At 59.2% G+C, this 22,486-nt stretch carries 21 protein-coding genes; 10 read left to right on the top strand and 11 right to left on the bottom strand.

Annotated features, from left to right (window positions below; all coding sequences use genetic code 11):
* Positions 1–144 precede the first annotated feature (144 nt).
* From coaD to tgt, 5 genes are all read left to right on the top strand, one after another.
* The gene (coaD, locus tag ACN0SY_RS00850) at positions 145–651 is read left to right on the top strand and encodes a pantetheine-phosphate adenylyltransferase (RefSeq protein WP_417683866.1); all 507 of its coding nucleotides are present in this window, start codon (positions 145–147) and stop codon (positions 649–651) included.
* Between the two features lie 58 nt (positions 652–709).
* On the top strand, positions 710–1,231 hold the full coding sequence (locus ACN0SY_RS00845) for a peptidylprolyl isomerase (protein WP_417685831.1): 522 nt from the start codon (positions 710–712) through the stop codon (positions 1,229–1,231).
* A gap of 52 nt (positions 1,232–1,283) precedes the next feature.
* Entirely contained in the window at positions 1,284–1,757 is a 474-nt protein-coding gene (locus ACN0SY_RS00840) for a peptidylprolyl isomerase (protein WP_417683865.1), read from the top strand.
* 189 nt (positions 1,758–1,946) lie between these two features.
* Positions 1,947–3,044, top strand: a complete 1,098-nt coding sequence (gene queA, locus ACN0SY_RS00835; RefSeq protein WP_417683864.1) for a tRNA preQ1(34) S-adenosylmethionine ribosyltransferase-isomerase QueA — start codon at positions 1,947–1,949, stop codon at positions 3,042–3,044.
* A gap of 5 nt (positions 3,045–3,049) precedes the next feature.
* Positions 3,050–4,195, top strand: a complete 1,146-nt coding sequence (tgt, locus tag ACN0SY_RS00830; protein WP_417683863.1) for a tRNA guanosine(34) transglycosylase Tgt — start codon at positions 3,050–3,052, stop codon at positions 4,193–4,195.
* A gap of 20 nt (positions 4,196–4,215) precedes the next feature.
* On the opposite strand, the gene ACN0SY_RS00825 is transcribed toward tgt, so the two are convergent.
* The 3 genes from ACN0SY_RS00825 to galU all read right to left on the bottom strand — a co-directional run bounded on the left by ACN0SY_RS00825 (position 4,216) and on the right by galU (position 7,083).
* A complete protein-coding gene (locus tag ACN0SY_RS00825; RefSeq protein ID WP_417683862.1) occupies positions 4,216–4,644 on the bottom strand; it encodes a DUF4864 domain-containing protein in 429 nt (142 codons plus the stop codon).
* A 115-nt stretch (positions 4,645–4,759) separates the two neighbouring features.
* A complete protein-coding gene (locus ACN0SY_RS00820; RefSeq protein ID WP_417683861.1) occupies positions 4,760–6,064 on the bottom strand; it encodes a nucleotide sugar dehydrogenase in 1,305 nt (434 codons plus the stop codon).
* Positions 6,065–6,186: 122 nt separating this feature from the next.
* Entirely contained in the window at positions 6,187–7,083 is an 897-nt protein-coding gene (gene galU, locus ACN0SY_RS00815; protein ID WP_417683860.1) for a UTP--glucose-1-phosphate uridylyltransferase GalU, read from the bottom strand.
* Between the two features lie 327 nt (positions 7,084–7,410).
* Here galU and kdsA point away from each other — a divergent pair, with 327 nt between their 5' ends.
* Together kdsA and eno are read left to right on the top strand one after the other, a co-directional pair.
* A complete protein-coding gene (gene kdsA, locus ACN0SY_RS00810) occupies positions 7,411–8,253 on the top strand; it encodes a 3-deoxy-8-phosphooctulonate synthase (RefSeq protein ID WP_417683859.1) in 843 nt (280 codons plus the stop codon).
* 150 nt (positions 8,254–8,403) lie between these two features.
* The gene (gene eno, locus ACN0SY_RS00805) at positions 8,404–9,678 is read left to right on the top strand and encodes a phosphopyruvate hydratase (protein ID WP_417683858.1); all 1,275 of its coding nucleotides are present in this window, start codon (positions 8,404–8,406) and stop codon (positions 9,676–9,678) included.
* Positions 9,679–9,791: 113 nt separating this feature from the next.
* On the opposite strand, the gene ACN0SY_RS00800 is transcribed toward eno, so the two are convergent.
* The 4 genes from ACN0SY_RS00800 to ACN0SY_RS00785 all read right to left on the bottom strand — a co-directional run bounded on the left by ACN0SY_RS00800 (position 9,792) and on the right by ACN0SY_RS00785 (position 15,384).
* Positions 9,792–10,454, bottom strand: coding sequence for a DsbA family oxidoreductase (locus ACN0SY_RS00800; protein WP_417683857.1), 663 nt, complete (start codon positions 10,452–10,454; stop codon positions 9,792–9,794).
* Positions 10,455–10,529: 75 nt separating this feature from the next.
* Positions 10,530–11,714: a hypothetical protein gene (locus tag ACN0SY_RS00795; protein ID WP_417683856.1), complete on the bottom strand. Its 1,185-nt coding sequence runs from the start codon at positions 11,712–11,714 to the stop codon at positions 10,530–10,532.
* Positions 11,715–11,860: 146 nt separating this feature from the next.
* A complete protein-coding gene (locus ACN0SY_RS00790) occupies positions 11,861–13,489 on the bottom strand; it encodes an AMP-binding protein (RefSeq protein WP_417683855.1) in 1,629 nt (542 codons plus the stop codon).
* Between the two features lie 17 nt (positions 13,490–13,506).
* Positions 13,507–15,384: an extracellular solute-binding protein gene (locus tag ACN0SY_RS00785; RefSeq protein WP_417683854.1), complete on the bottom strand. Its 1,878-nt coding sequence runs from the start codon at positions 15,382–15,384 to the stop codon at positions 13,507–13,509.
* 262 nt (positions 15,385–15,646) lie between these two features.
* Between ACN0SY_RS00785 and ACN0SY_RS00780 the strand changes: the two genes are divergently transcribed.
* Entirely contained in the window at positions 15,647–16,258 is a 612-nt protein-coding gene (locus ACN0SY_RS00780; protein ID WP_417683853.1) for an invasion associated locus B family protein, read from the top strand.
* A gap of 129 nt (positions 16,259–16,387) precedes the next feature.
* Here ACN0SY_RS00780 and hspQ read toward each other — a convergent pair whose 3' ends face one another.
* The 3 genes from hspQ to ACN0SY_RS00765 all read right to left on the bottom strand — a co-directional run bounded on the left by hspQ (position 16,388) and on the right by ACN0SY_RS00765 (position 18,849).
* Positions 16,388–16,711, bottom strand: a complete 324-nt coding sequence (hspQ, locus tag ACN0SY_RS00775) for a heat shock protein HspQ (protein ID WP_417683852.1) — start codon at positions 16,709–16,711, stop codon at positions 16,388–16,390.
* 106 nt (positions 16,712–16,817) lie between these two features.
* A complete protein-coding gene (locus ACN0SY_RS00770; RefSeq protein WP_417683851.1) occupies positions 16,818–17,858 on the bottom strand; it encodes an HpcH/HpaI aldolase/citrate lyase family protein in 1,041 nt (346 codons plus the stop codon).
* Between the two features lie 103 nt (positions 17,859–17,961).
* On the bottom strand, positions 17,962–18,849 hold the full coding sequence (locus tag ACN0SY_RS00765) for a lysophospholipid acyltransferase family protein (RefSeq protein WP_417683850.1): 888 nt from the start codon (positions 18,847–18,849) through the stop codon (positions 17,962–17,964).
* 185 nt (positions 18,850–19,034) lie between these two features.
* Between ACN0SY_RS00765 and ACN0SY_RS00760 the strand changes: the two genes are divergently transcribed.
* The gene (locus ACN0SY_RS00760; RefSeq protein WP_417683849.1) at positions 19,035–19,994 is read left to right on the top strand and encodes an AEC family transporter; all 960 of its coding nucleotides are present in this window, start codon (positions 19,035–19,037) and stop codon (positions 19,992–19,994) included.
* A 38-nt stretch (positions 19,995–20,032) separates the two neighbouring features.
* A complete protein-coding gene (locus tag ACN0SY_RS00755; protein WP_417683848.1) occupies positions 20,033–21,094 on the top strand; it encodes a CaiB/BaiF CoA transferase family protein in 1,062 nt (353 codons plus the stop codon).
* Positions 21,095–21,118: 24 nt separating this feature from the next.
* Here ACN0SY_RS00755 and ACN0SY_RS00750 read toward each other — a convergent pair whose 3' ends face one another.
* Positions 21,119–22,327, bottom strand: a complete 1,209-nt coding sequence (locus ACN0SY_RS00750) for a UbiH/UbiF family hydroxylase (RefSeq protein ID WP_417683847.1) — start codon at positions 22,325–22,327, stop codon at positions 21,119–21,121.
* Positions 22,328–22,486: the final 159 nt, after the last annotated feature.

Raw genomic sequence — 22,486 nt, 5'->3', positions numbered from 1 at the left:
TGTTGCTTAGTAAAGTCACAATGATGCAAATGGTTCCATTGCACCGTGACAGGCATCACAGTTTGTGATTTTCGCACCTCAAGCATTCATCAGGTTTTGACTTGCGGGTTGTCGTCTATCGCCTGCCGGGCTATGGAAGACCCCATGAAACGCATCGCCCTTTATCCGGGGTCTTTCGACCCGGTCACGAACGGACATATTGACATTCTCCGCCAGACGCTTGCTCTGGCTGACGAGGTCATTGTTGCCATCGGGGTTCATCCCGGAAAAAAACCGCTTTTCAGTTTCGAGCAGCGTGTGGAGCTGATCCACGCCGCCGCGCGTGACGCATTCGGCGCGGTCGAAAATGAACGTATTCGCGTGGTTGCCTTCTCGAACCTTGTGATTGAGGTCGCCCGGGCAGAGGGAGCGCAGTACCTGATCCGCGGGCTGCGCGATGGTACGGATCTGGACTACGAGATGCAGATGGCCGGGATGAACGGCACCCTGGCGCCGGAGATCCAGACTGTGTTTTTGCCGGCATCCCCGACCAGCCGCCACATCACCGCCACGCTTGTCCGTCAGATCGCGCAAATGGGCGGAAACGCAGCAGCGTTTGTTCCCAAGGCGGTCGCCGGACCCCTCGCCGAAATTGTGAAATCCGGTGACTGAAGTCACCGCCTATCGCGTTCACGACAAAATGGAGTTCCAATTGTCACGTCTGCTTTCCATGTTGGTGGTTCTCGCCTCCATGCTCGTCGCACCGGCACTTGCCAGTGCTCAGGGACTGGACCCGGAGAACACGCTCTACCTCGATCTCAAGGATGGCCGCGTTACCATCAAGCTGCGCCCGGACCTTGCCCCGAACCATGTCGACCGCATCAAGAAGCTGACGCGAGACGGTTTTTACGACGGCATCGTCTTCCACCGGGTCATTGACGGCTTCATGGCCCAGACCGGCGACCCGACCGGCACTGGCATGGGCGGTTCCGAAGAACCCGACCTTTCGGCAGAGTTCAGCAATGCGCCCTTCAAGCGCGGCGTCCTCGGGATGGCACGCGCTGCAAATCCTGATAGCGCCAATTCGCAATTCTTCATCATGTTTGCCGACGGCGACTGGCTCAACGGCCAGTACACCGTCTGGGGCGAGGTCGTCGACGGCATGGAATTCGTCGACAACATTGCCCGCGGCGAGCCGCCCGCAAATCCGGACCGTATCATCAAGATGCAGGTCGCAGCCGACGCCGGCTGATCCCATTCACACCAAGATATCAGGGGCCGTGCCCCGAACAACGGAGAAAGACATGGCAGAGATCAAGGACGCCGAAAACACGCTGCTGATGGAAACCAGCCAGGGCCCGATTGTGATCGAAATGAAGCCTGACCTTGCGCCGACCCACGTCGCCCGTATCAAGGAACTGGTGCGTGAAGGTTTCTACGACGGCATCGTGTTCCACCGCGTCATCGATGGCTTCATGGCCCAGACCGGCTGCCCTCAGGGCACCGGCACCGGCGGTTCCGGCAAGAAGCTGAAGGCCGAGTTCTCCAAGGAAAAGCATGTGCGTGGCACCTGCTCCATGGCCCGCGCCATGGACCCGAACTCCGGCGACAGCCAGTTCTTCATCTGCTTCAACGACGCTCCCTGGCTCGACGGTCAGTACACTGTCTGGGGTGAAGTCGTCGAAGGCATGGACAACGTCGACAAGATCAAGCGCGGCGAGCCGGTCCAGAACCCGGACAATATCGTCTCGGTAAAGGTCGCGGCCGACGCTGCCTGATTGGCACAGCCACTTTTTCGACTACAGCAGCGCGGAGCCCTTGGTTCCGCGCTGTTTTCATGACACGTCTGCAATGGCGCTTGCTCAAGTTGACCCGGATAGTTTCAAGAGCTAATAGCGGCACCTTGACGGTGCAGCACGTACGCTTAAATCCCCACCACCACTCTCTCAGGAAAGCTTTCCGATCCGATGCGTGTCGACCTTTTTGACTTCGAGCTGCCAAATGAGCGAATTGCGCTGCGTCCTGCACGCCCGCGCGACGCGGCAAAAATGCTTGTCGTCAATCCTGCGTCCGACCCGGAACTGACGGATGTCGGCGTTCGCCAATTGGCAGAATTTCTTGAGCCGAGAGACGCTTTGGTCTTTAACGACACGAAAGTCATTCCGGCTCAGCTTGAAGGCACCCGCACGCGCGGCGATGCGGTTGCGCGCATTGGCGCCACCTTGCATCTACGCGCAGGAGAAGACCGCTGGTGGGCCTTCGTCCGTCCGGCCAAGAAGCTCGTCATCGGTGACCGCGTGCGTTTTGGCATCCAGAACGACACCTGCATGTCGGCTGTCCTGGATGCGACGGTTGCCGACAAGGGCGATGCAGGCGAAGTGCTTCTGGTATTCGACGTTGCGGGACCCGCGCTTGACCAAGCCATAATGGATGTCGGGCACATTCCGCTGCCGCCCTACATTTCGGCTCAGCGCGGTGAGGACGAACAGGACAAGTCGGACTACCAGACGATATTCGCAGATCGCGAAGGAGCGGTTGCCGCTCCAACTGCAGGTCTGCATTTCACACCGGAGCTGCTCCAGAGCCTTACCGACCGCGGCATCGAGCAACATCGGGTGACGCTGCATGTGGGCGCTGGTACCTTTTTGCCGGTCAAGGCAGACGACACCGCCGAGCACAAGATGCATGCCGAGTGGGGCGAGATTTCCGAAGAGACGGTGGCGGCGCTTCGTGCCGTCAAGGCTCGTGGCAATCGTGTCGTGTCGGTGGGAACCACCTCGTTGCGGATTCTGGAGAGCGCTTCGCAGGGGCCAGAGGGGCTTGCCCCATTCCGTGGAGAGACCTCCATCTTCATTACTCCCGGCTACAGGTTCCGCACAATCGACGCGCTGATGACGAACTTCCATCTTCCGCGTTCCACACTCTTCATGCTGGTTTCGGCCTTTTCCGGCCTTGAGACCATGAAACGGGCTTATGCCCATGCAATTGCCTCTGAATACCGCTTCTACAGCTATGGCGATGCGTCACTGCTGTTTCCTGCGGTGTCCGCGAAGGCAGAAGGATGAACGACATGTCCGCCAACCCTTTTTCCTTCAAGCTGTTGAAAACGGACGGAATGGCACGCCGGGGTGAAATCACGACGCCCCATGGCATTGTCAACACACCTGCTTTCATGCCGGTCGGCACGCAGGCAACGGTCAAGGCGATGTATCCCGAACAGGTCCAGGCAACCGGTGCCGACGTGGTTCTTGGGAACACCTATCACCTGATGCTGCGTCCCGGGGCCGAACGCGTCGCCCGCCTAGGCGGCCTGCACACGTTCATGAACTGGCCGCACACGATCCTTACCGACAGTGGCGGCTTTCAGGTCATGTCGCTGGCGCAGCTGCGCAAGCTCGACGAGGACGGCGTCCGGTTCCAGAGCCATATCGACGGACAGAAGTATCATCTGACCCCGGAACGGTCCGTCGAGATCCAGGGTTTGCTTGGGTCTGATATCCAGATGCAGCTGGATGAGTGCATCAAGCTGCCGTCGCCACGCGAGGAAGTTCAGCGTGCGATGGAGCTCTCGCTCAGGTGGGCTGAACGCTCTCGCACCCAGTTCGAGGCGATGGGCGGTCCGGGCAAGGGGCAGGGCCTCTATGGCATCGTGCAGGGTGGAGATGTTCCGGACCTGCGGATCCGTTCTGCCGAGGAATTGGCGAAGATGCCTTTCGAGGGCTACTCAGTCGGCGGACTTGCTGTCGGCGAGCCTCAGGAAGTGATGCTGAGGATGCTCGAGGTCACAACCCCGGTCATGCCTGTCGACAAGCCACGGTATCTCATGGGCGTCGGCACGCCGGACGATCTTCTGGAAAGCGTCAAGCGTGGCATCGACCAGTTCGACTGCGTCATGCCAACCCGCGCCGGACGGCACGGTCTGGCCTATACCCGCTACGGCAAGGTCAACCTGAAGAACGCTCGCCACGCCGAAGATCCGCGTCCGCTCGATGAAGCGGCCGAGTGCCAGGCAACTTCCGGCTACTCACGCGCCTACCTGCATCATCTTGTGCGCTGCGGTGAAGGTCTCGCTGCCATGCTGCTCACTTGGAACAACATCGCCTACTATCAGACCCTGATGAAGGGCATGCGCGACGCGATTGAGGCAGGTGCTTTCGAAGATTTCTACGCAAAGACCAAGGAAGACTGGGCGCGCGGCGATATCGCCGCGCTCTGAGTTTCCGTTGTAAGCCTTTGTCAGGCCGTCAGGCCCGGAGACTTTGTCAGGTAACAGCCCGAGATCAGCCAGGTCCCGTCTGCTTGCTGCTCGAAACTGTAGAGAGCAAGCCAGGTGTTGCCCTTGGGGCCGACCACGTAGACTTCCTGAACCGGTCCGGATTTGGTATCGCGCAAGGAACCGAAAGTGACCGACTTGGGCCGGTAAACGGGCTGGTACCCCTGTTTGACCATTTCCATGAACACCGACGGCGTCTGGAAACGGCGCTTGAGATCACCGCTTGCAAAGGAAAACGCCTGGTCCGCATTCCCGGATCGGAACGCCTGCATCTGGTTCTTGATGATGGACTGGAAAGCGGAGGAGGGGCTTGTTGCCGACGCACTCAGCGGCGACCCGACCAGAATTCCTCCGATCGTAACCCAAAGACACACAAAGAAAACGTTCCGCATCTGAACTGCTCCCGTCGTTGGACTGCAGTTACTATACGCTCGATTCGTTTAAAGAGATTGATGGCAGGACTGACCTCGTAAGACCTCAAGAGGTCTTGATTTCATCGGCGCCGGTTCAAAGCCTCCAAAGCACCAGGTCATCTGGCACCGCATTGCGTTCCAGCCGCGCGGGAATGTCGGCGACGAGGCACCGTCCGTCCCCCTTCAGCGACGAGATGAAGGACCAGGCATCGCCGCCCTCGAAGAACGCATGATGAGGCACCGCCAGAACCACGACATCGGCGCCTTTCGCTTGAGTAAGCGTTGAGAGCGAGAGGCCGTATTCCTCCTGAACCTCGGACGGGTCGGCGAGGGGGTCATGAATCACGACCTGCGCCCCGAATTCCTCGAGCTCACGTATCAGGTCGACGACTTTCGAATTCCGGGTGTCGGGCACGTTCGCCTTGTACGTGATTCCGAGCACTGCGATCCTGGGCGGCATCTTGCGGCCGAGCTTGACGCAGGCCTGGATGATTTTCCCGGCAATAAACGCTGGCATCGCCTCGTTGGTGCCGCGTCCGGCCAGAATGACCTGAGGGGTCATACCAACTTCGTTGGCCTTGTGCGTCAGGTAGTAAGGGTCGACGCCGATGCAGTGACCGCCAACGAGACCCGGCTGGAATGGCAGAAAGTTCCACTTGGTCGAAGACCCGGCAAGCACGTCCCGTGTGTCTATTCCCATTGTGTGGAACAGGACCGCCAGCTCGTTCATCAGAGCAATGTTGAGGTCACGCTGGGTATTCTCGATCACCTTCGCAGCCTCAGCGACCTTGACGGAGGGAGCTCGGTGGATGCCGGCGGTCACGACGGATCCATAGAGGTCGCAAAGGACGTCGCAGGCCTCGTCGGAACTTGCAGAAACGATCTTCACGATATCGGAGAAGCTTCGTTCCGTATCGCCTGGGTTGATCCGTTCCGGTGAGTAGCCGACTTCGAAATCGCTCCCGCAGCGCAGTCCTGAAGCCTTTTCCAGTGCCGGTAGGGCGACATCTTCGGTAGCGCCCGGATAGACCGTCGATTCAAATACGACGATGGCGCCGCGTTTCATGACCGACCCGACAGTCTCAGCGGCCTTGACGAAGGGTGTCAGGTCCGGACGCTTGGCTTGGTCTACCGGGGTTGGGACGGCAACGATGAAAATATTGCAGTCGGACATCTCCGGGGCGGAGCCTGTGAAATGGAGCTTGGCGGCCTTCAGCTCATCGGGAGTTACCGATCCCGTGGGATCCACGCCGCGTTCAAGATCTGTAAGACGGCCGGTCTTTATGTCGAAGCCGACGACATCGAACCCGCTTCTCGCGAAGGCACAGGCAACCGGAAGCCCGACATATCCCAATCCGACAACGGCGATGCGGTGCTTGCTGGGAAGGGAAACTGACATGGCGGTCCTGGATGCTTCGGCAAAAGAAAACCGGACCGCGATTTCGCGGCCCGGTGTTGTCGTAGTCGGAACCGGACAGGCATTGCAAGTCGTTGTTTGAAGCTGTCCGCCGGAACCCGCTTCTATTCTGCGGCAGCCGCAGGAACCTTGATCATTTCGTGCAGGAGCGGCAGCAGCTCCTCGGCAAGCTGCGTGTCTTCCAGAGCATAGGCAATGTTGGCGCTAAGGAAGCCTGCCTTGGACCCGCAGTCATAGCTGCGACCCTCGAAACGCAGCGATGCGAAATCCTGATCTTCCATCAGGGCGAGCATGCTGTCCGTCAGCTGGATTTCACCGCCAGCTCCCTTCTCATGGCGGGAGAGCAGATCAAAGATTTCAGGCTGCAGGATGTAGCGACCGGTGATCATGAGATTTGACGGGGCGGTTCCCGGAGCCGGCTTTTCCACCATCCCCGTGATTTTGGATGCCCGGTCGGAGATACGATCGCCGAGTTCCACGATCCCGTATTGATGGGTCTGGTCTTCCGGTACTTCCTCGACCGCGATGATGTTCGCGCCCGTATCGTTGTAAAGGTCGACCATCTGCTTCAGGCAACTCGTCTGTGACTTGATGATCATGTCCGGCAACAGGATGGCGAACGGTTCCGGGCCGATGATGTCTCGCGCGCACCAGATCGCGTGACCAAGACCAAGGGGTTCCTGCTGGCGGGTAAAGCTGGTGGACCCGGCGTTCGGGCGTAACGTTTCAAGCAGCTTCAGCGCTTCTTCCTTGTTCCGCCGCTTGAGGGTTTCCTCAAGTTCGTAGGCCCGGTCGAAATGGTCGGCAATGACCGTCTTGTTGCGCCCGGTCACGAAAACGATGTGCTCGATACCCGCCGCCCGCGCCTCGTCAACCACGTACTGGATGATCGGCCGATCAACGATGGTCAGCATTTCCTTGGGAACGGCTTTTGTCGCCGGCAGAAACCTTGTTCCCAACCCTGCGACTGGAAGGACGGCTTTGCGGATTGGTTTCGGCATAAAACTTGAAGTCCCTTTTGATACCTCGACGCGGCACGAAAGCCTCACTCCGATTTGAAACGTGTCCATTCAGATGCCTGGAACTGAACGCATTCGCGCCAGATAGGTTCCTGAATATGTCAACCGGAAGACAACGGAAGCTAACGCCCACACGATTCAATCTAACGCGTGACCGCTTAAGCAATATACAAAAATACCAAGGGGAAACAAAGACCCTGCGTCGCGAAGATTCGGCCACTCCCAATATTGCGAGGACGCCTTAGAAAGGGTATGCAACGGCCCGACACAGATGTCCGACCTCACCACGGCTCTCATCGAGGAACCCTCATGTCTTCACCCAATTCCGTCGTCCGTGCAGGATCTGTTGCCTTCGACAATGCTGCCCCGTTCAGCCTGATCGCAGGTCCCTGCCAGATGGAAAGCCGAGACCACGCGCTGGAATGTGCAGCAGCCGTGAAGGAAATCGCCGGTGGGCTTGGCATCCCGGTTGTTTACAAATCCTCCTATGACAAGGCCAATCGCACCTCTCTGTCCGGCAAGCGTGGCGTCGGAATGGCGCAGGCACTTCCGATATTCGCGGAGATCAAGGAAACCTTCGGGATGCCGGTGCTGACCGATGTCCACGGTCCTGAACAGTGTGCGCCGGTGGCCGAGGTCATCGATATCCTCCAGATCCCGGCATTCCTTTGCCGGCAGACCGATCTGCTCATTGCTGCCGCCAAGACAGGCGCTGTGGTCAACGTCAAGAAGGGCCAGTTCCTGGCTCCCTGGGACATGAAAAATGTCGTCACCAAGGTGACCGAAAGCGGTAACGCAAATGTGTTGCTGACCGAACGCGGCGCAAGCTTCGGTTACAACACCCTCGTCTCCGATATGCGCGCGCTGCCGATCATGGCAGAAACCGGCGCTCCTGTGGTCTTTGATGCAACCCATTCCGTGCAGCAGCCAGGCGGACTTGGCGGGTCGAGCGGAGGGGATCGTCGCATGGTATCGGTCTTGGCGCGCGCGGCGGTTGCTGTCGGCGTCGGTGGGCTCTTCATCGAGACCCACCCGGACCCGGACAACGCACCTTCCGATGGCCCGAACATGATCGCATTGAAGGATCTTGGAGCGCTGTTGTCCGAACTTCAGGCAATTGATGCCGTCGTTAAAGGCAATCGCGCCAGCTGAATTTCGAGGTCGCCCAATGGCGGCCTCTGTCGTTTCCGGGGCACTCGGAAGTCAATCAAGATCAGTCAGCCTCTCCTGATTGGTCGAATGCCGGACTGGGAACACCCGGCACCACAATTTGCCGTCTCCGGCAGTTCTATGGAGTGAAACATGACCGCTATTCTTGACGTCATCGGCCGGGAAATTCTCGACAGCCGTGGCAACCCGACCGTTGAAGTCGATGTCTTCCTCGAAGACGGTTCCTTCGGCCGTGCCGCCGTCCCTTCCGGAGCGTCGACCGGTGCTCACGAAGCCGTCGAGCTTCGCGATGGCGGCGACCGTTTCCTGGGCAAGGGCGTGCAACAGGCGGTTGACGCAGTCAATGGCGAGATTTTCGAAACGATCGGTGGTCTCGATGCCGAAGACCAGCTCAAGATCGATGAAGCGATGATCGAGCTGGATGGTACCGAGAACAAGGCCCGTCTTGGTGCAAACGCGATCCTCGGTGTATCTCTGGCCGTCGCGCGCGCCGCGGCCCAGTCCTCCGGCCTGCCGCTCTACCGCTATGTCGGCGGCACCTCCGCACGCACGCTGCCGGTTCCGATGATGAACATCATCAACGGCGGTGAACATGCAGACAATCCGATCGACTTCCAGGAGTTCATGATCATGCCGGTTGGCGCTTCCTCGCTGAAGGAAGCCGTCCGCATGGGTGCAGAAGTGTTCCACACGCTGAAGAAGTCGCTGAAGGACGCAGGGCACAACACCAATGTTGGTGACGAGGGTGGTTTCGCTCCGAACCTTGAATCGACCGACGCGGCCATTGGTTTCGTCATGAAGGCGATCGAAAAGGCCGGCTACAGGCCGGGCGAGGACATGTTCCTTGCACTCGACGCCGCTTCGACCGAGTTCTTCAAGGACGGCAAATACGTGCTTGCAGGTGAAGGCAAGACGCTTTCTCCAGAAGAAATGGCCCGCTATCTGGAAGACCTCGTCAACCGCTACCCGATCATTTCGATCGAGGACGGACTTGCGGAAGACGACTGGGAAGGCTGGAAGATCACGACCGACCTCATTGGCAACAAGTGCCAGCTCGTTGGCGACGACCTCTTCGTGACCAACTCCAAGCGCCTGCGTCAGGGCATCGAGAAGGGCGTTGCGAATTCCATTCTCGTCAAGGTCAATCAGATCGGCACACTGTCCGAGACGCTCGACGCCGTCGAAACCGCCCACAAGGCGTCCTACACCGCCGTGATGTCGCACCGCTCTGGTGAAACCGAAGATGCAACCATCGCAGATCTCGCCGTTGCGACCAACTGCGGTCAGATCAAGACCGGCTCGCTTGCACGTTCGGACCGGCTTGCAAAGTACAACCAGTTGATCCGTATCGAGGAAGAGCTCGGCCCGCAGGCTTATTTCGCTGGCCGCTCGATCCTGAAGGGCTAATCGGCTGGTTCTACGTTAGCGTTGAAAAGAAAAGCCCCGCATCAATGATGCGGGGCTTTTTGTTTCCGTCTGACGCTCCGGAAAAGACGTCAGCGGGCAGCGCAGCTTTGCTGTTACGCAGGCTCGTTCGTGCGCGTCGCCTCCGCATGGCGAATTGCCGCTGCCAGTGTTTCCGGCTTTTCCGCACCTGCAATCGCAAAACGGCCGTCGATGATGAAGCAGGGAACTCCGGACACACCCATTTCGCGCGCTTGGTCGATCTGCTTGCGTGTCTTGTCGAGGTCGCTGTCCGTTTCCAGCAATTGTTCGACAAGGTCGGACTGCATTCCGGCGTCTTCCGCGATCCGGACGAGTGTTTCAGATTTCGTCAGGTCTTCGCCGTCTATGAAATAAGCCTTGAAAAGGCGTTCGACGACTTCATCCTGGAGATCATCGGCGCGCGACCACAGAATCAGCCTGTGGCTATCCAGGGTGTTCGGCGATAGCTCGATCTTGTCGAAGGCGAAGTTGATGCCTTCCTCCGTGCCGGCGGCCTTGATGGTCTCGTAGAACGAGACTGCACGGTCCGCGCCGAACTTGTCGGTCAGATAGCGTTGCCGGTCCTTGCCTTCCTTGGGCAAGGTCGGATCAAGCTGATAGGGGTGCCAGCGCACCGTGACATTCAGATCCGTTACCTGTGCCAACGCAGATTCAAGCCGGCGTTTGCCTATGAAACACCAGGGGCACATGACGTCCGACACGACATCAATGGCGATTGGTTCGTTCACAGCGTTCATTTTTGATGCCTCTTGGTCCGCATTCTTAATCCCTAACCTAGGATCAACCGGTCAAACAATCCAGACCATGGGTCCTCAAAGCCGCGTGTGGCCTAGAATTGCGTTAATGCGCGCCTGAAGACGCTGCTTGCCACGCTCGCTCTTCAGGACTGCGATCGGACCGACGTCATGGACGAAACAAACCAGGTCTTCTTCCCGGCTCGTCGCATCAGCAATCGAAAGAACTGTGCCGTAGAGATCGGTTGCCAGCATGGTCGCCATCGCCGGCGTCTCGAAATTCTCCGGCAGAAGCCGCATTTCCCAGACTGCAAGGCCGCGTCGGCCAAGGGCATTCTCGGCCATTTCGAGATATCGGCTGTAGTGATCTTGCGTCACGCCACCGCGTGCAAGCTGCTGCGTGAGCCACTTGTGGCTCTCCGCAAGGGTCTTGTCGGCGAGGCGGCGGCGTTTGCCCGTCCTGATGGCGGTTGCGAGCCGGAACTTGAGTTCCGGCGTCTCCATCGGCAGCATGAGGACATCGCTTGCACCTGCCTCGAAATAGGTGGGGATGTCGACTGTGTTGTCGGCAATGACCAATACAGGCATCGATGCATAACGCGCATCCATCCGGATCTGCCGAAGATTTTCGAGGCTCGCATCCAAGGTTGAATCGAGGATGACGGCATCGAACCCGCGCTGGGACAGGAACAGTTCCCCCATGTTCTGATCGAAAGCACCGACCAGCGTTACCTTCCGATCCTGCGCGCGTTGAAGGTCGAGAAAACGCCCCCCCATTCCGATGACCAGCAGCCCGCTCGTACCTTGGTGATGGGCGGCGGAGCCGTATCCCGGAACCCGACCGAAAGTCTTTCGGCGGATCCGGGCTTCTTCGGAACGCATCAAAGCCCTTTGCGTGTCGCAGACCAGATTGAAAAGGCTCAGGTCCGGGATCCGTTTATCGACGATCACGTCCGGACGTACCCCTTCGGGAATGGTTTCACCTGGCTGCGCGAGGAAGATGATCGGGACGTCCGTCTCAAGCCTCGCGACGCCCGCCTGCAGGATATCCCAGAAATCGGCTTCCAGGCCACTCTCGGAGATGCTGGCAAGATCGATGACGATTGCAGCTGGCAATTCGGCGTCAAGGGCATGGCCGACACGTGCCGTCTCGACCAGATCGACATCGCCGGTCAGCCCCGGGATCTTCGGGCCGGTCCCGGGGAAGGGGCGCCCGGCGAACCAGACAGGCCCATGCCATAGAAATGAAGCTTCGCTATCCATGACGCAACTGACTAGGGGTGAAACGATCAACTCGGCTCCATGCTGCAGGAAGCATCCTGGGAGCACAAGCACGCATGAATGGTGCCGCGAAGAGGGCGCGCCCGGAAAGAACCCGTCCCCTGGCGCGACCACAACGGGGAGGCAAACTAGGCAACCTGAGCCGACAGACGTTGGGTTCGCAGTGTCAGTCGCTCCCGGTCTACGTTGCCATCAAGATCACGTGGCAGGGATTGCAGGATGAGGACACGGAACGGAATGTGGGCCAGATCTGCCCCCTCCGCATCGAGATAGGCGAAAAACGCCTTTGCGTCAGGAACAGTGCCACTTTGCGGAACGAGAGCCGCGTAGAGCCTCGACCCCAGAATATCATCTTCGACCAGAAACGCGGCCGCATCCTGCAGGCCAGGATAGGACATGAACAGGCTGTCGATCGTCTCCAGGTCATAGCCGCCCGGTGCGTAGATGCCCGGGATCCCGAAACCGGCGACACCGCCATCGACAGGTTCGACGCGAATACCTGTCTCGATGAAGCCCTCGCCATTCCGGTTAAAGCACTTTTCGGCCGGAACGGTCCGCCATACTGCTTCCGGCGACGCCGCTCCCTTCACAAGCAGCGTCGTTTCAGCCCCATCGCCTTCTGTCGCGGTAGAAAGTTCAAAAAGGGCTGGTCCGCTTTCGTGCCCGTTAGACCCATTGAACTTTCCCAGAGGGACAGCCTCCGGGCTTTCGCCGTCGGCGCGCTCCTGGGCGACAAGCACGAACTCGTCGGCGATATGTATGTCGAGGAGGCGGTGCCTGGCTTTGTAGCGGCTCGGTGCCGGCGACGAAATGCTCCATGCCGCGCCGATTACCGTGTCCTTCTTCGACAAGCCCTTGTCCAGCGAGGGAGCAAGCGGACCGGGCGTCAGGACAAAATCTGCCCCGACCGCATTTGCATGTTTTGCGAGCCGCGCAAGGGAGGTGGGGTGATGAAGATGGAGGCTGCCGGACGACAACAGCCAGGGCATCAGGCCTGCGCCCAATCCGGTCAGCCCGCTCAGCGAATAGGGAACAAGCAGCTTTGCGCCGTCCGTGAGGCCGGTCTTTTCAAATGTAAGCCGCGCTGCCGCGACCCAGTGATTGTGACACCGTGTGACCGGTACCGTTTCGCCGCTGCTTCGGCTCCAGGAAATCGTCGCCGTATGGTCTGCCGCTTCTTCCCGTTCGCTTGGCGCAAGTTCCAGGCTGTCGCCCATCTCCGCAAGCATGGGCGCGAGCTCAATAAGCCCATCGGGAATGTCCTTGCCGAGGCCGAAGACGAAGCGGAGCGAGAATAGGTCGGCCGCAACATCGCGCGCGGCGGTGCCGACCATTCGGGTCTCCACACGGTCTGCGGCAATGAATCCCTTTGCGCCAACTGAATTGAGGGCCGCCAGAACGTTCTTTTGGCGCCAGTGAAGGGGCAGAGGCGATACCACGAGGTCTGCACGCAACGCCGCCAGGAAGGCGATGACCGTGTCGACCGTATTGGGCGCTTGAATACCTATGACATGATCGGGCTTGAGGCCGACGGCATGATAGAAGGCAGCAAGCCGGTCAATCTCGTGATCCGCCTCTGCATAGGTCAGGATACGCGGTTCGCCGCCGGTCCACTCGCTCCGGTCGGGTGCATCCGCGATAGCTATACGTTCGGGATGTGAGGCTGCGGTGCGGCGAAACAAGCCATCGAGGGTGACATCCCCCCATCCGCCTTCTTCCCGGTATTCGTTCGACAGGTGTTCGGAAACTGGTTTCATGGTTCTCTGTTTTCCGATCAGTTGCCCTTAGCCGCAGCCGACCACCAGGTGTCGACCTCATCGGCATAAAGCGAGTTTTGTTCCGGTGGGACGACGGTGTTCCATCGGGCCATCCAGACGCTTGGCACGTGATAGAGCGGGACGGCATACGCCCCGGAAATCAGGACACGATCGAATGCACGAACGGCCGAGACGAAGTCTTCCTTGGTTCTTGCGCCGACGATGGCATCGATCAAGGCATCAATGGCAGGGTCCTTCGCTCCGACGATGTTGAACGACCCCTCGGCATCGGCAGAGGCTGTCGACCAGCGGCCATACTGCTCGGCGCCCGGGGAAAGCGACGCGTACCAGGTGTTGAACACCATGTCGAAGTCCCGCTTGATCCGGCGATCCTCGAACTGGGACGGGTCAACCGTGCGAACAGAAACGTCGATTCCCAGGAGCTTCAGCGTGCGGGTGTAGGCCAGGGCCAGCTTTTCCTCGTCCTCGTTCTTGGTGAGGATCTCGAAGGTAAGCGCATCACCGGTTGCGCTGTTCACAAGTTTGCCGTCCTTGAGGGAAAAACCGGCCTTGCCGAATTCCGTCAACGCAGCTTTCAACACCTTGCGGTCACGACCGGAGCCATCCGCCTGCGCCGGACGCCAGGTTCCCTCCAGCACTTCGGGCGTTACAGCCTCAGGGAAGGGGGCAAGCAACTCGCGTTCACGTTCATCTGCAACATGGCCGATCGAGGACAATTCTGAACTGTCCCAGAAACCTGCCGTGCGCTTGTAGAGGCCGTAATAGATGTTCCGGTTCACCCATTCGAAGTCGAACAGCATCGAAAGAGCGCGGCGAACCTTAACGTCAGAGAAAACCGGACGGCGGGTGTTGAAGGCAATGCCCTGCATGTTCGCGGGAGTGCCCATCTGAAATGTCTCCTGCACGACACGCCCGTCCTTGGCAGCGGGGAAGTCGAAGCCGGTCGTCCAACGGGCAGGGTCGCGGAACTGCAGGACGTCGATCAGACCCTTCTTGAAGGCCTCCTGAAGCGTGGTCTCGTCACGAAAATACTCGATACGGATCTCATCGAAATTATCGAAGCCAGCCTTGATCGGAAGATCCTTGGCCCAATAGTCCGGGTTCTTCTTGTAGACCACGCGCTTGCCGGGCTCGATTTCGGCAAAGGTATAGGGTCCGGTCCCGATGGGCGGAACCAGCGAGGACTTGTCGAAATTTTCGGCGTCGGTATTTGCCTTGGAAAGAATAGGAGCGAGTGCAATCAGCAACGGGAGTTCCCGGTTGTCGCCATTCTCAAAGACCAGCCGGATCGTGCGCTCGGCAGGGTACTCCTTGCGGATGATGCTTCCGTACCAGTTCCGGTAAGGCGGGCGCCCCTTGTCGCGAATGATGTCGAAGGAGAACGCAACATCCTCTACCGTGACTGGCGACCCGTCGGAAAAACGGGCGTTGGGATTGAGGGTGAACTCGATCCACTCGCGGCTGTCCGGCATCCTCACGGATTCGGCAAGATGGGCATAAAGCGTGAATGGCTCGGAATAGGAGCGCATCAGCAGGCTTTCGAAGATGTTGCTGCCGAACTGGCGCTCTTTCATTCCGCGTGCGCTCGTCCAGCCACCCTGGACGATGAACTGGTTCAGGCTGTCGAAGGTGCCCTGCACTCCGAGCGTCAGGACACCGCCCTTTGGGGCGTCGGGATTGGCGTAGGGCAGGGATGTCAGGTCCGCGGGCAGAGCCGGTTCGCCGTGCATTGAAATTGCATGCACCGATGGAACGTCCTCGTTCGCAACCGCCGGCGCGGCATAAATCGCTAGAGCGGCGGCAAGGGTGCGTGCAAGCGCAGCACCCGCTCTGGGATATACGCGCGCAGCGAGGCCGGACAGATTTTCATTCATCGAAATTCACCAAACCCTGACATTTGATTCTGCCAAGGATGCTATCACATGGTTAACGGAATTTTACGATTGTGAGCGCCTGTTGCGCCCCTGCTGCTGTTTCACCGGTTTTCTAAAGGCGTTGCATATCGGTCACCCTCTCGCCCTATTCATCACGCTACGGTGTTTCTGTTGGCTATAGGGGGCCCGGGCACTTGAAGTTGCCGCGCGAATGCCTCAGAAGGGCGGAAGATTCGCGAACGTACGATTGAGGATGGTTCGAATGAAAAGTATTTTCAAAAGAGGACTGCTCGGCTGCGCTGTCGCGGCATTGGCTTTTTCCTCTTCTGTGGGTGCCGTCTCCGCGCAGAGCGAGGAACAGGAATCTCCCTGGGTCAAGGTCTGTAACGTCGACCCCAAGGTGAACAAGGAAATTTGCCTGATCACCCAGGAACTGCGGACCAACACAGGACAGTTCCTGAGCTCGGTCGCCATCCGCGAAATCGACGGCGAAGCGCGCAAGACGCTGTTGATCGCAGTGCCGACCGGCATGCTGATCCAGCCTGGTCTGCGGGTACAGATCGATGCCGGCAAGCAGGTGCAGGCCAAGTATGGCATTTGCTTCCCGAACGCCTGTTATTCTGAACTCGTGATCGACGATGCCTTCATCACTTCGATGAAGCAGGGCGGCAAGCTGATCCTGACCACGCTCAACCAGCAGGCCAAGGCCATCCCGCTTGAACTCACCCTCATCGGCTTCACCAAGATCTATGACGGCGAACCAATGGATGTGGCAGCGCTGCAGAAGAAGCAGGAAGAGCTGCAGGCGGAACTTCAGCGCCGCGCTGACGAAGCGCGCCAGAAGCTGATCGAAGCTCAGAAGAACGCTCAGTAAGATGCCGCTCCCGTAAGGGGCGCAATCAGCACCATCAAACAAAAACGCCGCCGGATTGGGCGGCGTTTTTTTTATTTCAGAAGCACTTGGCCCGAGGATGGCGCGGATGACGTCAGCGGCTTGCGAAACTCAGTGAATTTCGACCGTTCTCGGCAGATAGGAGCCGTCGTCCTGCTCCTCGAAGATCTCGTGCACCTGTGGGTGGCGGATCGGTTCACCCGTGATGTCCGGAATGAGGTTCTGCTCGCTCACATAGGCGACGTACTCGGTTTCCTCGTTTTCGGCCAGGAGATGGTAAAACGGCTGGTCACGCGTCGGCCGGACATCCTCCGGAATGGCATTCCACCACTCTTCGGTGTTGTTGAAGGTCGGGTCGACGTCAAAGATCACGCCCCGGAAAGGGTAGACCCGGTGCCTGACGACCTGACCAATTTTGAATTTCGCCTTACGCATTCCCAAAACTCGATCTTTCGAAGGCCTCAGCACTTATCCCGAGTGAGCAGAGGTGGCAAGCCTCACCCCTCGCTTCAATGCCCCAAAGATCATAAAGGCGAAGTCTCTAAAGACCGTAAACCGCCGCCATTTCGGGGTCCTTGGTCGCGACCAGCCGCGCCAGGTCGACGATAACCTTTGCCTGTTTCCATGTCGCGTCGTCCTGCATCTTGCCGTCGATCATCACCGCGCCGGTGCCATCAGGCATGGCGTCAAGGATCTTCAGGGCGAAGGCGACTTCGCCCGGATCGGGGCTGAACACGCGCTTGGCCAGATCGATCTGGGTCGGATGCAGCGACCATGCACCAAGGCAGCCCATTAAAAACGCATTGCGGAACTGGCTTTCGCAGGCCTCCGTGTCGGAGAAGTCACCGAAGGGGCCGTAGAACGGCTTGAGGCCGTAGGAAAGGCAGGCGTCCACCATCTTCGCAACGGTATAGTGCCACAGATCCTGCTGGTAGGCAGTGCGCGCCTGGCCTTCCGACGCGTCGGACAGGACGGCATAATCGGGATGGCCGCCCCCCACGCGGGTCGTCTTCATGCCGCGCGAGGCCGCAAGATCCGCAGGGCCGAGGCTCATGCCGTGCATGCGCGGGCTGGCCCCGGCGATCGCCTCGACGTTTTTCACGCCTTCAGCGGTCTCAAGGATTGCATGGATCATGATCGGCTTGGTGATGCCGGCACGAGACTCGAGCTGCGCAAGCAATTGATCGAGATAATGGATGTCCCAGGGGCCTTCCACCTTCGGCAACATGATCACATCGAGCTTGTTACCAACAGCAGGGACGATCTCCATGAGGTCATCAAGGAACCACGGGCTGTTCAGACAGTTGACACGCGTCCACAGGCCGGTCTGCCCAAAATCGTTGTCCTGGGCCATCTTGATGAAGCCGCGTCGGCCCTCGACCTTCATGTCCGCGGGGATCGCGTCCTCGAGGTTTCCAAGAACCACATCGACCTTGCTGATCAGGTCCGGCACCTTTGCGCGCATCTTCTCGATGTGCGGTGGCACAAAGTGAATCATCCGCTCGATGGCAACGGGCAATTCCCGAAACGGCTGCGGTGCGCCGATTGCAAGCGGCTGATAAAAGGCTCTTGGTGTCTTCACTGTTTCCGTCCCTCTCCGGAATTATCGTCTTGAGGGATTCTATACCTGCTATGTTGCGCTGCATATATTCCCCGAAAGGCGCAATTGCAGCGACAAGGATCCTTCAGGCGTCGGCCCACTTGCGATGGATCCACATCCACTGTTCGGGGTTTTCGCGGATCCATTCCTCGAAAACGCGGTGGATTTCGACCGTAGTCGCTTCGATATCGGCCTTTCGGTCGTGGGTGACAGGAACCTCGATGGCACGGCCCTCGACCTTGAAACTGACGCCTCCGGTTCGAATGACGCGGCCAACCACGATCGGAATTCCGCCCGAGCGGGCAAGCGTTGCTGGGACCGGATTGGCATAGGCCTCGCGCCCGAAGAAAGGCACCTTGATGCCGCGGCTTTCCCTGAGGTCGCCCATGATCGCGATAATGCCACCCTGACGGATCAGACTGACGAGCTTGCGGGCTGTCTGATGGCTTTTCGAATATAGTCCGAGCCGATAGAGATCTGCCCTCATGTCCTGCAGCGCCTGGTCGGCAAAAGGGTTTTTCAACGCCTGATACACACCCGCCAGGTCGAGACCGGCCCGTACCGCAGGCTGCACGCACATCTCCCAATTTCCGGAATGCATCGATACGAAAAGCGCCTGCTGTTCGCCCGACAGAACCTTGCGGGTCAGATCATCCAGAACCGGTTCGAACCTGGCATCCTGAGGAAGTAATTCTGCGATATGGAATGTTTCCGCAGCAACCCGCCCCAGGTTATCCCACATGCCTCTGACGATCCGCTCCCGCTCGACTTCGCTCAGCTCCGGCATTGCCAGTTCGAGGTGGCGCAAGGCTCGCTCGTGGCGTGCGTTCATCGGCGCCAGCTTGCGCCAAAGATAGCCCATCATGGCTGACGCGATATCGACCGGTACAAGCCGAAAGAGGAAGATGGCGCCCAGAAGCGCCGCTGATTCAAACCGAAACCAAAGGGACTTCAGCATTCCCGAGCGTTGCATTGATTTTCCCTGAGGGGCAGTACCGATAATTGACGTCTTGGACTTGCGGTGGCGCCTGATACCGTCTCTAACACGTTTGACCGACGGTGAATCCTCACCCCGCCCTTGTCAGGCGTGATTATCCAAGCCGGGCTCGGGATGCAAGCGCAACCGGGCTTCGAAATCCAATCCTCTCGGTTTCAGACATGAATGAAGTCATATCACTGGCATTTCCGTTTTTCGGTTTGATCTTTCTGGGCTTCGTCTCGGGCAAGATCGGCAAGCTTCCCGAAAGCGGCCTCGCTTGGATGAACTTCTTCATCATTTATATCGCACTGCCGGCCCTGTTCTTCAGGCTCCTCTCCGATACACCGATTGAGCAGCTTACGGATCTGTCCTACGTCACCGCGACGACCTTCACCACCTACACGGTCTTCGCAATTGCCTTCTGCATCGGCGTCCTGGCGACACGAGGCAACATTCCGGAATCGACGATCCTGGGGATTGCGGGGTCCTATTCCAACATCGGCTATATGGGTCCGGGTCTGACACTCGCCGTACTGGGTCCAGCTGCGACTGTTCCGACCGCTTTGATCCTGTGCTTTGACAACACGCTTCTGTTTATCTTGGCCCCGCTGATGATGGCGGTCGGGGGCACCGACAAGGAGCCAATGTCCCGGACAATCGCGAAGATTTTCTGGCGAGTGTTCACGCATCCCTTCATTCTGGCAACGATCGCCGGCGTGGGCGCTGCCGCCATCGAATTCAAGCCACCTGAAGCGATCGACACGATGCTGCGTATCCTCAGTGGCGCGGCCGCGCCTTGTGCGTTGTTCGCCATGGGGGTTGGCGTCGCACTGCGTCCGACCGGCCGCATCGCGGTGGAGTTGCCTGCGGTGCTGGTCGTCAAGCTCATCGTCCACCCGGTTCTGATTTATCTTCTGTTGTCGTGGATCGGCGGCTTCGACCCCATCTGGGTCGCCACCGCTATCTTGATGGCCTGCCTTCCGCCAGCGACGAATGTTTTCGTCATCGCGCAGCAATACAATACCTACGTCCAGCGCGCTGCCAGCTTCGTGCTGATCGGAACGATCGCGTCTGTGGTCACTGTCACCGGGTTTATCTGGGCGATTTCCAACCAGGCCATCAACCTGGGCGGCGGCTAGGCCTTAGCCCGACCGACAAGGGAAGGGGAGAAGGCATCATGTCCAAGCCGCTATCCGGAATTACGGTCCTCGATTTCACAACCCTTTTGCCTGGACCGCTTGCCACTCTGATGCTTTGCGCTGCTGGAGCACGCGTCATTAAGATCGAACGTCCGGGCGGCGAGGACATGCGCCGGTTTCCTCCTTTCTCGGAAGGAAAATCGCTCCTGTTCGAGCAATTGAACCGGGGCAAGGAGATCGTGGAAGCGGATCTCAAGACCGCGAAAGGGCGCGATGTCGTCGAAACTCTGCTGGATGAAGCCGATGTCATCGTCGAGCAGTTCCGGCCAGGTGTCATGGACCGCATGGGATTTGGATACGACGCGCTCCAGAGCAGGTTTCCCGGAATGATCTATTGCTCCATTACCGGGTTCGGCCAGGCCGGTGAGCGCGCACATCAGGCAGGTCACGATCTGAACTATCTCGCTGTCAGCGGATTGCTCGCGCAGTCCTGCGGTACCGGCACCGCACCGGTCCTGCCACCTGCGCAGATCGCCGATATCGGTGGCGGCTCGATGCCGGCCGTCATGAATATTCTGCTGGCGCTGCTTCAAAGGCAGCAGACAGGGAAAGGCTGCCATATTGATATCGCAATGACCGAGGCCATGTTCACCTTCGCAGTCTTCGCCCACGCCCAATCCGCAGCGGGTTTGAAGGTTCCCGAGTACGGGACCGGGTTGCTGACCGGCGGCTCGCCTCGCTACCGGATCTACCCGGCGCGGGACGGACGGCTCATTGCCGTGGCAGCGCTGGAGGAAAAGTTCTGGGCCGCACTCTGCGATCTGCTTTCTATCCCGGAGGCTCTGCGCGACGACAGGGCAGATCCGGATGCAACAGCGGCTGCCATCGGCAGCGCAATGCTGACGCGCGATAGCGCCACATGGGACCAGCTTTTTCGGGAGACCGATTGCTGCGCGACCCTTGTCGCCAGTTTCGAGGAAGCACGCCGCGACCCGGCCTTTGCCGACCGGGGGCTGTTCGACGACAAGCTCGAAGGTTTTCAGGAGCCTGAACGCGACGCAATCGTCCTGCCGATTGCACGCCACTTCACCAGCGACTGATCAGCCGAACGACAAAGCCGCCTCTCAGGAAGCCGTTGCACTGTTCCGGCGCGCAGGTCTGGTCCCCGGCGCGATCCCCTCACGCATGAGGAACTTGCGCAGCGGTGTAATCCGGTCAGCCAGATAGAGCCCGGTGCTTCTGGCAAGCTGCACGGGCAGGAAGTCCGTGAGCAAGGAGCGATTGAGGGCATCGACTGCAGCCGTCCGGGTGTTGATGTCACCGGCTCGTTTCGCCTGATAGGCGGCAAGCACCGTGGCGCCGCCGATATCCTCGTTGCGTGCACGGGCGTCGTCGACGAGGCGGCCGAGTTCTGCAACGTCCCTGAGGCTGAGGTTCAGGCCCTGGGCCCCGATCGGAGGAAAGACATGGGCAGCTTCCCCGATCAGCGCGAGGCGTTTGCCGCTGAGTTGGCGAGCGGTCAGGCCGGACAAGGGGAACATCTGCGGTTTGGTCAAAATGCTGAACTTGCCGAGGATCGAATGGGCGCGCTTTTCCAGCTCCAGCGCGAGGGCACCGTCATTCAGCGCCACAAGGCGCTCGGCCTCTTCTCGCTTTACGACGCAGACGAGAGATGAAGCCCTGCCGGGCAGGGGCACGAGGGTGAAGGGTCCGGTTGGCGTATGGAATTCCGTCGAGGTATCGCCATGTGGCCGCTCGTGGCCAAGGTTGAGCACAACGGCGACTTGAGGATAGTCCCAACGGCGAACGTCTATGCCGGATGCCATGCGCGCGGGCGAATTGCGACCGTCTGCGGCCACCACCAGCTGCGCGGAAATCACGGCCCCATCAGAAAGGGTGATCGAAACCTCGGTGTCCGCGAAATCGTACGACTTTGCGGTTGCATGCAGGAAAGTCAGGTTGCCGAAGCGCTGCGCATCCTCTTCCAGCGCGCGGTTCAGATCCTTGTTCAGAAGATTGTATCCGAAGGCTTCAAGCTCAAGCTCGGCACTGTCGAAGGTGACCTCGGGAGCCCGGATCAGACGCCCGGTGTCATCCACCATGCGCATTCGCGAAAGGGCCGCTGCTTGCGGACGCAGTTTCTCCCATGTGCCGATCGTCTCAAGCAGCGCGACGGATGTCTGTAGCAGAGCCGTGGTCCGGCCATCCTCGTGATTGACCTTTGGCGCGACCAGCACGGTCGAAAACCCCTTGGACGCAAACATGAGGGCGGACGTCATGCCCGCCGGTCCCGCGCCGATTACAGCGATGTCAAATGCTTGCCCTGCGCTCATGTGGCTTTCTTTCAAGGTTTCACTCAGGCCAACAATGTGGCGATTGCGCTCAAAAGCAATAATAGTGGACCAGAACGCGCGACTTTGACGCATTGGCCACCCTTCCAGTGGACGCGATGCTGCAGACATTGCACATGATCAGGATCAAGACCAGAGCAC

The organism is Roseibium sp., from assembly GCF_048261595.1.
Taxonomy (GTDB): domain Bacteria; phylum Pseudomonadota; class Alphaproteobacteria; order Rhizobiales; family Stappiaceae; genus Roseibium.
Note: the sequence above shows the minus strand (reverse complement) of the source record. Positions and strands in the feature narration are given on the sequence as shown.